The sequence below is a fragment of the Paraburkholderia tropica genome, from assembly GCF_914484835.1.
Classification (GTDB): domain Bacteria; phylum Pseudomonadota; class Gammaproteobacteria; order Burkholderiales; family Burkholderiaceae; genus Paraburkholderia; species Paraburkholderia tropica_A.
Genome location: NZ_CAJZAR010000055.1, coordinates 26,601 through 39,064, shown reverse-complemented (window position 1 = coordinate 39,064; position 12,464 = coordinate 26,601). Strand labels below are relative to the sequence as shown.

At 65.5% G+C, this 12,464-nt stretch carries 12 protein-coding genes; all 12 read right to left on the bottom strand.

The annotated features are described in order from the left end of the window. Positions 1-219: NAD-dependent epimerase/dehydratase family protein (locus LDO54_RS18995; RefSeq protein ID WP_224012225.1), on the bottom strand; the 219-nt coding region annotated here is incomplete at its 3' end. Between the two features lie 106 nt (positions 220-325). Further along, positions 326-1,297: a D-glycero-beta-D-manno-heptose-7-phosphate kinase gene (rfaE1, locus tag LDO54_RS18990; protein ID WP_224012224.1), complete on the bottom strand. Its 972-nt coding sequence runs from the start codon at positions 1,295-1,297 to the stop codon at positions 326-328. Between the two features lie 4 nt (positions 1,298-1,301). Further along, positions 1,302-2,702 (bottom strand): UDP-glucose dehydrogenase family protein, encoded by a 1,401-nt coding sequence (locus LDO54_RS18985; protein WP_224012223.1) that lies wholly within the window; start codon positions 2,700-2,702, stop codon positions 1,302-1,304. 53 nt (positions 2,703-2,755) lie between these two features. After that, positions 2,756-3,931 carry a lipopolysaccharide assembly protein LapB gene (gene lapB / locus LDO54_RS18980; RefSeq protein ID WP_224012222.1) on the bottom strand — a complete coding sequence of 392 codons (1,176 nt, stop codon included), beginning with the start codon at positions 3,929-3,931 and terminating at the stop codon, positions 2,756-2,758. Between the two features lie 62 nt (positions 3,932-3,993). After that, positions 3,994-4,287: a lipopolysaccharide assembly protein LapA domain-containing protein gene (locus tag LDO54_RS18975; protein ID WP_065058283.1), complete on the bottom strand. Its 294-nt coding sequence runs from the start codon at positions 4,285-4,287 to the stop codon at positions 3,994-3,996. A 388-nt stretch (positions 4,288-4,675) separates the two neighbouring features. Continuing rightward, positions 4,676-4,999 (bottom strand): integration host factor subunit beta, encoded by a 324-nt coding sequence (locus LDO54_RS18970; RefSeq protein ID WP_028226806.1) that lies wholly within the window; start codon positions 4,997-4,999, stop codon positions 4,676-4,678. Between the two features lie 25 nt (positions 5,000-5,024). Further along, complete coding sequence (rpsA, locus tag LDO54_RS18965) at positions 5,025-6,752, bottom strand: 30S ribosomal protein S1 (protein ID WP_224012221.1); 1,728 nt, start codon at positions 6,750-6,752, stop codon at positions 5,025-5,027. Between the two features lie 165 nt (positions 6,753-6,917). Continuing rightward, a complete protein-coding gene (gene cmk / locus LDO54_RS18960) occupies positions 6,918-7,649 on the bottom strand; it encodes a (d)CMP kinase (protein ID WP_224012220.1) in 732 nt (243 codons plus the stop codon). A 29-nt stretch (positions 7,650-7,678) separates the two neighbouring features. Next, the gene (gene aroA, locus LDO54_RS18955) at positions 7,679-8,983 is read right to left on the bottom strand and encodes a 3-phosphoshikimate 1-carboxyvinyltransferase (protein WP_224012219.1); all 1,305 of its coding nucleotides are present in this window, start codon (positions 8,981-8,983) and stop codon (positions 7,679-7,681) included. 108 nt (positions 8,984-9,091) lie between these two features. Further along, complete coding sequence (locus tag LDO54_RS18950; RefSeq protein ID WP_224012218.1) at positions 9,092-10,057, bottom strand: prephenate dehydrogenase; 966 nt, start codon at positions 10,055-10,057, stop codon at positions 9,092-9,094. Positions 10,058-10,088: 31 nt separating this feature from the next. After that, positions 10,089-11,201, bottom strand: a complete 1,113-nt coding sequence (gene hisC, locus LDO54_RS18945; protein ID WP_224012217.1) for a histidinol-phosphate transaminase — start codon at positions 11,199-11,201, stop codon at positions 10,089-10,091. Between the two features lie 109 nt (positions 11,202-11,310). Beyond that, positions 11,311-12,393 (bottom strand): prephenate dehydratase, encoded by a 1,083-nt coding sequence (gene pheA, locus LDO54_RS18940; RefSeq protein WP_224012216.1) that lies wholly within the window; start codon positions 12,391-12,393, stop codon positions 11,311-11,313. Positions 12,394-12,464 lie beyond the last annotated feature (71 nt).

Sequence of the window (12,464 nt, the reverse complement as noted above, 5' to 3'; positions counted from 1 at the left end):
GAACACCGCACGCACCTTGCCGAAGTCGCCGCGCGCGAAGCGCTCGACGAACTCGGTCTTGTCGATGTAGTCGTCGATTTCGCAATCGACGAGATTCTTGAACTTGTCGGCGCGCGTGAGGTTGTCGACGGCGATGATGCGGTCTTCACCGCGTTCGTTGAGCGCCTTGACGATATTGCTGCCGATGAAGCCGGCCGCGCCGGTGACGATGAGGGTCATGGTAGTTCTGCGCAGAGGAGTTCACGCGGGACCGGCAAAACTCTCCGAAGCCGGCCCGGGGGTGCGTCCGTCACGCGGCAGCCGGCTGGCCGCCGCGCGCGGCACGTCATTGAAAGAGTTCGTCGTAATCGACGGTAGCCGTGCCGAGCTTGCCGACCACGATACCGGCGGCGCGATTCGCGAGCGCGACGCCCTGGACGAGCGAAAGGCCCGCGCCCAGCGAGACCGCGACGGTCGCGATGACAGTGTCGCCGGCGCCCGAGACATCATACACTTCGCGCGCGACAGCCGGCGCGTGCAGCACGCCCTCGTCGGAAAAGAGCGTCATACCCTCTTCCGAGCGCGTGAGCAGCAGCGCGTCGAACTGCAATTCGTGGCGCAGCTTCGTCACGCGCGCGAGCAGGTCATCTTCCGACTTCCAGGTGCCAACGACTTCGCGCAGTTCCGCGCGGTTCGGCGTGATCACGCTCGCGCCGCGATAGCGCTCCCAGTCGTCGCCCTTCGGATCGACCAGCACGGATTTGCCCGCCGCGCGCGCGGTCGAGATCATCTGCGTGACGTGCGTGAGCCCGCCCTTCGCGTAGTCCGACATCAGGATCACGTCGTGCGACGGCAGCAGCGCGTCGAAGCGCGCGAGGCCCGCGAGCAGCGCCTCGTGTGCGGGCGTGTTCTCGAAGTCCACGCGCAGCAGCTGCTGCTGGCGCGACAGCACGCGCAGCTTGATGGTGGTGGGCAGCGCGGGATCGCGTTCGAGATGCGCGTGCACGTTGCTCTCGCCGAGCAGCGTGACGATGCGCTCGCCCGGCTCGTCGTGGCCGACCACGCACAGCAGACCGGCCTGCGCGCCCAGCGCCGCGGCATTGCGCGCGACGTTGGCCGCGCCGCCGAGACGGTCTTCCTGGCGCTGCACGTGCACGACCGGCACGGGCGCTTCGGGCGAAATGCGGTTGACGTCGCCGAACCAGTAACGGTCGAGCATCACGTCGCCGACCACGAGCACGCGCGAGCGCGCGAACTGCTCGCGCGGCACGACCTGCACGTCGGGCGCGAGCGCGGCATTGTCGGTGATGGCGGTCATGGCGTCAGACTGCGGGCGAGTTTGCGTGTTTGACATGGGGACGCCCAATCGAGTGATAGTCGAAACCGAGCTCCGCCATCGCGTCAGGCTCGTACAGATTACGTCCGTCGAAGATGCGCGGCGCCTTCAACTGTTCCTTCAGGAATTCGAAGTCCGGTGCCTTGAACGCCGTCCATTCGGTGACGACCACGAGTGCATCGGCGCCCGCGAGCGTATCGTCCTGGCTCGCCGCGAAGGTCAGGCGCGCCTGCAGTTCGGGCGCGCTCGCGAGATCGAGCGCGAACACGCGGCGTGCTTCGTCGGTGGCCACCGGATCGTAGGCCGACACCGACGCGCCACGGCGCAGCAGTTCGGCGATCAGGCGGCGGCTCGGCGCCTCACGCATGTCGTCGGTATTCGGCTTGAACGCGAGACCCCAGACCGCGAAGCGCTTGCCCGACAGATCGTCGCCCATCGACTGGACGATCTTGCCCATGAGCACGTCCTTCTGGCCGTCGTTGACGTCCTCGACCGCTTCGAGAATGCGCAGGTTCTGGCCCGATTCCGCGGCCGTGCGGATCAGCGCCTGCACGTCCTTCGGGAAACACGAGCCGCCGTAGCCGCAACCTGCGTACAGGAAGTGATAGCCGATGCGCGGGTCCGAGCCGATGCCGCGACGCACCGACTCGATGTCGGCGCCCACGCGGTCGGCCAGGTTCGCCATTTCGTTCATGAACGAAATGCGCGTGGCGAGCATCGCGTTGGCCGCGTACTTGGTGAACTCGGCCGAGCGCACGTCCATGTAGATCGTGCGTTCGTGATTTCGGTTGAACGGCGCGTAGAGGCGCTTGATCTTCTCGCGCGCGACTTCGCCGTTGGCGTCCTCGTCAATGCCGATGATGATGCGGTCCGGGCGCATGAAGTCGTCCACGGCCGCGCCCTCTTTGAGGAACTCGGGGTTCGAGACCACCGAGAAGCGCTGCGCGTCGCTCGCGCCGAGGCCGCGTTTCGCCAGTTCCTCGGCGATCACGGCCTGCACGCGCTGCGCCGTGCCGACAGGCACCGTCGACTTGTCGACGATGACCTTGAAGCCGTTCATGTGGCGGCCGATGCTGCGCGCCGCTTCGAGCACGTATTGCAGGTCCGCCGAGCCGTCTTCGTCGGGCGGCGTGCCGACGGCGATGAACTGCACTTCGCCGTGCTCGACGCTCGCGGCGACGTCGGTGGAAAACGTGATGCGGCGCGCCTTGCGGTTGCGCTGGATGAGCTCGAGCAGGCCCGGCTCATGGATCGGCACGCCGCCGTTGTTCAGGATGTCGATCTTGCGCGGATCGACGTCGAGGCAGAACACGTCGTGACCGATTTCGGCAAGGCACGCCCCGGTGACGAGGCCAACATAGCCGGTACCGATAATGGTGATTTTCATACGCGCTCCGGTAACAGATTCGGATTGAGGTAATGCGTGCGCGGCGACGCGCGTCAGCTGGAAGCCGGGATCGGCTCGACGCGGCGCGGCGCGTAGGTTTCCCACCCGCTGCAGCCAGGGCACTGCCAGTAGAACAGGCGCGCCCGGAAGCCGCAGTTCTGGCAGGTGTAGCGCGGCAGGTTCTTGGTGCGCTGCTGGATCAGCTTGCGCATGAGTTCGAGTTCGCTGCGGCGCGGCTCCTCGGCCGTGGCCTGCTGCGCTTCGAGCAGACGCGTCATGCCGGCGAGATTCGGCGACTTCTGCATCTGCGTGCGCGCGAGCGTGTGCGCCGCGTCGGGGCCGCTGAGCTCCGACACATATTTATAGGCCACGTCGAGCAGATCGTTCGACGAATGGCGGTCGACCCACTCGGTGAGCAGCTGCGCACCGTCCTGCGCGCGGCCGAGCGCCTCGTAGCCCTTCATGACCTTTTCGGCCACGAGCGGCAGATAGGCGGGATTCTGCGCCTCGACGCGCTTCCACTGCACGAGCGCCGACTCCCAGTCGTTGCTCGCCGCATCGACATCGCCCGCGAGAATGGTCGCGCGCACGTTGTGCTCGTTCGCCTTGAGCGCGAGGCCGAGCTGGCGACGCGCTTCGTCGGGCTTCTTCTGCTGGAGCGCTTCCTGCGCCAGTTCGCAATGGAACTGCGCGATTTCCAGATCGAGCGACGGCGCGCCCATGGTTTCCAGATGACGCGCGGTGTCGATCGAACGGTTCCAGTCCTTCTCGATCTCGTAGATCGTCAGCAGCGCGCGCTGCGCGCCCTGGGCATAGTCGCCCGACTTGAGCGTGCTGAAGGTTTCCTCGGCGCGATCGAGCATGCCGGCCTTCAGGAAGTCCTGACCCAGTTCGTAGAGTGCGTGGTCGCGCTCGTTTACGGGCAGGTCGGCGCGCGACAGCAGGTTTTGATGCACGCGGATCGCCCGGTCGGTTTCGCCGCGGCGGCGGAACAGGTTACCGAGCGCGAAGTGCAGTTCGACCGTTTCGGGATCGAGCTTGGCGACTTCGATGAACGCGTCGATCGCCTTGTCGGGTTGCTCGTTGAGCAGGAAATTCAGGCCGCGGAAATACGAGCGCGGCAGGTTGGCGCTTTCGGACAGCAGCGCCTTGAGGTCGTAGCGCGACGCCATCCAGCCGAGTGCGAAAGCCACGGGAATGACGAGGAGCCACCAGAAATCGAGATCCATGCGAGCGATGGTGAGAGGGAATCAAGCCGCGCCCCCAGACGGGCACGCGGCGGCAAGTCGAATCAGATGAGCGGCGGCAGCGGCGGTTCCGCGACGACCGCAGGCGTTTCGCGCGCGGTGCGCAGCTCGCGCTTGAGGCGGCCGTTCTCCATGCGCAGCCGGAAAATCGCCGGCAGCGCGGACAGCAGACCGGCCAGCAGCCCGACCACGAAAAACGCGAGGCCGATCAGGATCAGCGGAGCCTGCCACGAATATCCGGCAAGAAAGTTCAGCGTCGCGGTTTGCGTGTTGGCGAGTGCGAGCACAAGCAGCAGCACGAACACCAGCACACGGATCACCCAGGCGATCAATCTCATGAAGGATTCTCTTGGCAGTTGAACAAACCCCGGCGCCGCGCAATTGCCACAAACACGCCACAAGCATGCCGCAACGCGTGTTGCGCCGCAGCAGCGGCGCCGCCGAAGTGTCCCGTATTGTAATGGAACGCCTCGCGCCCGCGCACGTGCGCGCGAACGCTTAACGGCGCCAAAACCGCGCAGGTACACACACAAAACCGCACGCAGCACACCACGCCCCGGCATGCGCACGAAACGGACGAAAAAACGAACGAACAAAACGAACAAACAAAAAACGCGGACGAAAAAAAAGCGCCGGGCTATTAACCCCGGCGCTTTCCGGTCCATGCGTTCTGGCCATCTGGCATTGATTGCCGACAACCGCAAACACGGCAATAACTTGCAGCGCTTACAGATCGTCGTCCGGCTCGTCCGCTTTCAGCGGCTCGCCCGATCGACGGTCCACACGCTCGCGCAGCTCCTTGCCTGGCTTGAAGTGCGGCACGAACTTCTCGGGCACCAGCACTTTTTCACCCGACTTCGGGTTGCGACCGACGCGCGACGGCCGGCGGTTCAGGCCAAAGCTGCCGAAGCCTCGAATTTCGATGCGATGGCCCTTGGCAAGCGCCTCGGACATCGCATCGAGCATCGTTTTGACCGCGAAATCCGCATCCTTGAGGACAAGTTGCGGAAATCGCGTAGCCAGCTGCGCGACCAATTCAGATTTGGTCATACTTCAGCTTGCCCCCGTTTGAGGCTTACTGGTTCTGGCCGTCGAGCTTGGCCTTCAGCAGCGCGCCGAGGTTCGTCGTGCCGGTGGCGGCCGTCGTGTCCGACGACATGCTGCGCAGAGCTTCCTGCGTCTCAGCCGAATCCTTGGCCTTGATCGACAGGTTGATGCCACGCGACTTGCGATCGATGTTGATGATCATCGCGTTGACCTTGTCGCCTTCCTTCAGCACGTTGCGAGCATCTTCCACGCGGTCTTGCGCGATTTCCGAAGCACGCAGGTAGCCTTCGACGTCCGCGTTCAGCGTGATCACAGCGCCCTTGGCGTCGACCGACTTGACCACGCCGTCGACCGTCGAACCCTTGTCGTTGACAGCAACGAAGTTGCTGAACGGGTCGCCTTCGAGCTGCTTGATGCCGAGCGAGATGCGTTCCTTCTCGACGTCGATGCCCAGAACCACGGCTTCGACTTCGTCGCCCTTCTTGTACTTGCGGACGGCTTCTTCGCCGGTTTCCGACCACGACAGGTCCGAGAGGTGAACCAGACCGTCGATGCCGCCGGGCAGACCGATGAACACGCCGAAGTCGGTGATCGACTTGATCGCGCCCTGGAGCTTGTCGCCCTTCTTGAAGTTGCGGCTGAAGTCATCCCACGGATTCGGCTTGCACTGCTTCATGCCGAGCGAGATGCGGCGGCGGTCTTCGTCGATCTCGAGGACCATGACTTCGACTTCGTCGCCCAGCTGGACAACCTTCGACGGAGCAACGTTCTTGTTGGTCCAGTCCATTTCCGACACGTGAACCAGGCCTTCGATGCCCGATTCGACTTCGACGAATGCGCCGTAGTCGGTGATGTTCGTGACCTTACCGAACAGGCGCGTGCCCGACGGGTAACGGCGCGAGATGCCTTCCCACGGATCGTCGCCCAGTTGCTTGATACCGAGCGAAACGCGGTTCTTTTCCTGGTCGAACTTGAGGATCTTGGCGGTGACTTCCTGGCCAACCGACAGGACTTCCGACGGGTGACGCACGCGACGCCATGCGATGTCGGTGATGTGCAGCAGGCCGTCGATGCCGCCGAGGTCCACGAACGCGCCGTAGTCGGTGATGTTCTTGACCACGCCGTTGACGATCGCGCCTTCCTTCAGCGTTTCGAGCAGCTTTGCGCGCTCTTCGCCTTGCGTGGCTTCGATCACTGCGCGGCGCGACAGCACGACGTTGTTACGCTTGCGGTCGAGCTTGATGACGCGGAATTCGAGCGTCTTGCCTTCGTACGGCGTCGTGTCCTTGACCGGACGCGTGTCGACGAGCGAACCCGGCAGGAACGCGCGGATGCCGTTGACCATGACGGTCATGCCGCCCTTGACCTTGCCCGTGATCGTGCCGGTCACGAGTTCGTTGTTGTCGAGGGCCTTTTCCAGCGACAGCCACGAAGCGAGACGCTTCGCCTTGTCGCGCGACAGGATCGTGTCGCCGTAGCCGTTTTCCAGCGCGTCGATCGCGACGGAAACGAAATCGCCCGCCTGCACTTCCACTTCACCCGCGTCGTTCAGGAACTCTTCGAGCGGAATATAGGCTTCGGACTTGAGACCAGCGTTGACGACCACGAAGTTGTGGTCGACGCGCACGACTTCGGCGGAAATCACTTCGCCGGCGCGCATGTCCTGGCGGGTCAGCGACTCTTCGAACAGAGCCGCGAAAGATTCGGTATTCGGGGTGGAGGTTTGCAGGTCGGACATAAAAATCTGGATTTGCATGGTTCTGCTGCGCTTCCAGCCTGTCTAGGCCGGTTGGGCGTTGAGGCCGGAGCGCTTACGCTCGTGGCACAGATGCAAAAGCCATACGGGGTTAAAGGGTTTAAGACACGCCCTGCTTCCCAGCAGGGCACCACTACATTTACTGCTACTGCTGTACTGCGTTCTTTACTGCGATTTGCCTTGTGCATCATGACGCACGGGCCGCTGTTCGCTGCGCAGTTCGCTAGCTTGCTGGTACCACTGCACGACCTGTTCGACCGCCTGGTCGATGGTCAGCGCCGAGGTGTCCAGCAGCTTCGCATCCGCTGCGGGCTTGAGCGGCGCGGCCGCGCGGTTACTGTCGCGCGCGTCGCGCTCACGCAAATCCCGGAGCAAGTCATCCATATTAGCAGAAAATCCCTTCTGGATCAATTGCTTATACCGGCGGGCCGCGCGGGCCTCCACGCTGGCCGTCAGAAACACCTTCAGACCGGCTTCCGGGAAGATCACCGTGCCCATGTCGCGGCCGTCGGCGACGAGGCCAGGCAGCTTGCGGAAGGCCCGCTGACGGGCCACCAGCGCGGTGCGCACGGACGGATGCGCGGCGATCATCGAGGCGCGGTTGCCCACTTCCTCGGCGCGGATTTCATTCGAAACGTCAACGCCGTCGAGCTGGGCCATGCCCTCGCGGAACGTGATGTGGAGATCGTCGATCAGCTTGGCAAGACCGTCGGCGTCATCGGCGGCGATCGTGTAACGCATGCTCGCAAGCGCCGCCAGCCGGTACAGCGCACCGCTGTCGAGCAGGTGAAAGCCGAGATGCGCGGCGACCAGCGTGGCCACCGTGCCTTTGCCGGAAGCGGTCGGGCCATCGATCGCGATGACGGGCGTCGGATAAAAGGGACGGGTCGATTTCATTCGGCAACGAGACTCGGCTACTAAAAAATTCAGGGTTGGGCGAGCGCCAGGAAGCGCTCGAAATAATCGGGGAACGTCTTGCCGACGCACTTCGGGTCGTTGATGCGCACCGGCACGCCGCCGAGGCTCACGAGCGAGAAGCACATCGCCATGCGGTGATCGTCGTAGGTATCGATCGCCGCGTTCGGCGTGAGTTTCGCGGGCGGGCGCACGATCAGGTAATCGGGGCCCTCTTCCACGTTCGCGCCCACCTTGCGCAATTCCGTGGCCATCGCCGCGATGCGGTCGGTTTCCTTCACGCGCCAGCTCGCGATGTTGCGCAGCGTGGTCGCGCCGTCGGCGAACAGCGCGGCCACGGCGATCGTCATGGCCGCGTCGGGAATCAGGTTGAAGTCCATGTCGATGGGGTCGAGCTTGCCGTGATCGTTGCCGATCCCGCGCACCTCGATCCAGTCGTCGGCGACCGTGACGTTCGCGCCCATGCGCATGAGCGCCGCCGCGAACGCGACGTCGCCCTGGATGCTCGCGCGCCCCACGCCTTCCACGCGGATCGGACCGCCGCCGATGGCGCCCGCGGCCAGGAAATACGACGCCGACGAGGCGTCGCCTTCCACCATGATCTTGCCCGGCGACTGGTAGCGCACGCCCGCCGGCACCTCGAAGCGATGCCAGCCGTGGCGCTCGACCTTCACGCCGAAGCGCTCCATCAGCTTGATCGTGATCTCGATGTAGGGCTTGGAAATCAGCTCGCCGTCCACTTCGACGACCGTCATGCCGCCTTCGGCGCGCACGAGCGGCAGCGTCATCAGCAGCGCGGTGAGGAACTGGCTCGACACGTCGCCGCGCACCTTGATGGGCGCCGTGACGTCGATCTGCGCCGGACGGATGCGCAGCGGCGGATAGCCCTCGTTTTCCTCGTAGTCGATCTTCGCGCCGATCTGGCGCAGGCCGTCGACCAGATCGCCGATCGGGCGCTCGTGCATGCGCGGCACGCCGTGGATGCGATAGTCGCCGCCGTTGACCGCGAGCGCCGCCGTGAGCGGACGCACCGCCGTGCCCGCGTTGCCGAGGAAGAGATCCGCGCGCACCGCCGTGAAGGCGCCGCGCGTGCCCTGCACGACGCAGGTGTCGTCTTCGCGCTTGAGCTTCACGCCGAGCTTTTCGAGCGCGCTGAGCATCACGCGCGTGTCGTCGGAGTCGAGCAGATTCGTGATCGTGGTTTCGCCTTCGGCGAGCGCCGCGAGCAGCAGCACGCGGTTCGAAATGCTTTTCGAGCCGGGCAGACGGATCGTGCCGGACGCACGGGTGAACGGTCCGAGATCGAGGTGTTCCATGACGTGTCCTGATGGTGCGGCGTGACGCGGGACTGCGCCGCGCCGCATGGCTGATGCTTGACTACTGATCGCTTTCTTTGACGCTGTTTTTACCGCTGCGTTTGCGCTTCACTTTCCGGGACCGGCTTCGGGCGCGGGCGCCGCCTGCGCGAACTTCTTTCCGCCGCGCTCCTGCCACGCCTCGCGCGCCGCGCGCGAACGCGCGAACACGGTTTCGAGCGCCGCGCCGTCGCCGGCGTCGATGGCCGCGCGCAGCTTCGCCAGCACTTCAGTGTAGGCGTCCAGCTCGGCGAGCAGCGCCGTGCGGTTCGCGAGGCAGACATCGCGCCACATTTCGGGGCTCGACGCCGCGATGCGCGTGAAGTCGCGGAAGCCGCCCGCCGCGAACGAGAATTTCAGCTCGGCGTCGGGCGTATCGAGAATCTGGTCGACGAGCGCGAACGACAGCACGTGCGGCAAATGACTCACCGACGCGAACACGCGGTCGTGCTGCGCGGCGCTCATCTGGCCGATCACCGCGCCCGTAGCGCGCCACATCGCGGCGATGCGCTCCACCGCTTGCGGCGCGTTTTCCGGCAGCGGACACAGCACGACGTTGCGGCCCACATAGAGGTCAGGCAGCGCCGCTTCGACGCCGCTCGACTCGCGGCCCGCGATCGGATGGCCCGGCACGAACTGGCCGATGCGCTCGCCGAGCGCGGCGCGCGCTGCGGCGATCACGTCGCTCTTGGTGCTGCCCGCATCGGTGATGAGGGTTTGCGGCTGAAGATGCGGCGCGATGCGTTCGAGCAGCGCCTGGGTCTGCGCGACCGGCGCGGCGATCAGCACGATGTCGGCGCCGTCGAGCGCAGCAGCGAGCGCCGCTTCGTCGTCGAGCGTCGCGGCCGCATCGATCACGCCGAGTTCGAGCGCGCGCGCGACCGAATGCGCGCGGCGGCCCACGCCGATCACCTGACCGCCGCTTTGGCCGCTGACACCTTGCGATGCGCCGCGTTCGCGCAGCCCGCGCGCGAGCGAGCCGCCGATCAGGCCGACACCGAAAATCACCAGTTTGCTAAAGGGAAACGCGCTCACGCCATCACCGGATCGAAAAAAAGTTGCGTGCTCATGCCGGCGCCAGGCTGCGTTCGAGCGCTGCGACGAAGGCGGCGTTTTCCTCGGGCAGGCCGATGGTCACGCGCAGCCACTGCGGCAAGCCGTAGCCGCCGACCGGACGCACGATCACGCCCTGTTTGAGCAAGGCGAGATTGACGCGCTCGCCCGCCTGATCGTCGTGACCGACGCGCACGAGCACGAAGTTGCCGTCCGACGGCACGTATTCGAGGCCCATGCGCTCGAACGCGGCCGTGAGCGTGCGATAGCCTTCGGCGTTGAGCGCGGCGCTCTGTTCGAGAAACGCCGCGTCGCCGAGCGCCGCGACCGCCGCGGCCTGCGCGAGCGTGTTCACGTTGAACGGCTGACGCAGACGGTTCAGCAGATCGGTCAGCGCCGGCTGCGCGATCGCGAAACCGATGCGCAGACCCGCGAGCCCGTAGGCCTTCGAGAACGTGCGCGACACCACGAGGTTCGGATAGCGGCGCACCCACGCGATCGAGTCGTAGCGCTTGTCCGCCGCGAGATATTCCGTGTAGGCCTCGTCGAGCACGACGACCACTTCGGCCGGCACCTTCGCGATGAACGCTTCGAGCGCCGCGCCGTCGATGAACGTGCCGGTCGGATTGTTAGGATTGGCAACGAAAATCAGGCGCGTGTCGTCGGCGATGGCCGCGAGCATCGCGTCGAGATCGTGGCCGTACTGCACGGCCGGCGTCACCACGTGGCGCGCGCCGAGCCCTTGCGTCGCGAGCGCGTAGACCGCGAACGAATACTGCGAATAGACGATCGACTGGCCGCGCTCCACGCAGGCGTGCGCGGCGATTTCGAGAATGTCGTTGCTGCCGTTGCCGAGCGTGATCCACTCGGGCGGCACGTCGTAGCGCGCCGCGAGCGCCGCCTTCAGTTCGAACGCGTTCGAATCGGGATAACGGCCCAGTTCGGCCGCCGCCTGCGCAATGGCGCGCTGCGCCGACGCGGGCATGCCGAGCGGATTCTCGTTCGACGCGAGCTTGACGATACGCGCCTCGTCGAGTCCGAACTCGCGGGCGACTTCGGAAATCGGCTTGCCGGCGACATACGGCGCGATCGCGCGCACATAGGAAGGGCCGAATGGCTGGGTCATGCGTGTCTCTCCAGGGCCGCTCGCGTGCGGCGGCGCGGCATCATCGACGTGACATCGACGTAAATCAGCGAAGGCGCGCCTGCGCGCGCCGCACGGGCACCCGGCGCGCTCAGCGCGAGCGCGGATACGAACCGAGAATCTTGAGGAACGCCGCCTTTTTGCCAAGCTCGTCGAGCGCGGCCGCCACGGCGGGTTCGTCGCGATGGCCTTCGAAGTCGATGTAGAAGTTGTACTCCCACGTGCCGACGCGCGCCGGACGCGACTCGAAACGCGTCATCGACACGCCGTGGCGCGCGAGCGGTTCGAGCAGCTTGTAGACCGCGCCCGGTTCGTTCTTCACCGAGACGATCATCGAAGTCTGGTCGTGGCCCGACACGCCCGCCGGCTGCTTGCCGATCATCACGAAACGCGTGCGGTTGTGCGGATCGTCCTGGATCAGCGCGTTGGCGATCAGCAGGCCGTAATGCGTGGCTGCACGCTCGCCCGCGATGGCCGCGACGGTGGGATCTTCCGCCGCGAGACGCGCGGCTTCCGCATTGCTCGACACGGCCTGACGCTCCAGATGCGGCGCGTTCGCCGTCAGCCAGTGCTGGCACTGCGCAAGCGCCTGCGGATGCGCGCACACGCGCGTCACGCCCGCGAGCTTGCCGCTTTGCGTCATCAGGTTGTGGTGGATCGGCAGCGCGATTTCGCCGCCGATCGCGAGCTGCGTCTGCAGGAACAGGTCGAGCGTGCGCGACACCGCGCCCTCGGTCGAATTCTCGACCGGCACGACGCCGAACTCGGCGCTGCCCGCCTCGACCGCGCGGAACACCTCGTCGATCGACGGGCACGGCAGACCTTCGATCGACTGACCGAAGTAACCGTAGACAGCCTGTTCGCTATAGGTGCCGACCGGCCCGAGAAAGGCCACCGAAATGGTCTTTTCGAGCGAGCGGCTCGCGGCCATGATCTCGCGCCAGATCGCGCTGATGTGCTCGTTGCCGAGCGGGCCCGCGCTGAGATTCTGCAGGCGTTCGATCACCTGCAGTTCGCGCTCCGGGCGGAACACGGGCGCGTTGAAATGCTTCTTCACCTCGCCCACTTCGAGTGCGACCGAAGCGCGCTGGTTCAGGAGGGCGATGAGCTGCGCATCGATGGCGTCGATACGCTCGCGCAGCGGCTTGAGTTGGGAATTGAGTTCGTCGTCCATGCGTGAAACCGGCAATCTGAAAGGAGGCGCGCGGCATCAGCAGCGCGCGCGGCAGGCGCCGCCCGACGCGA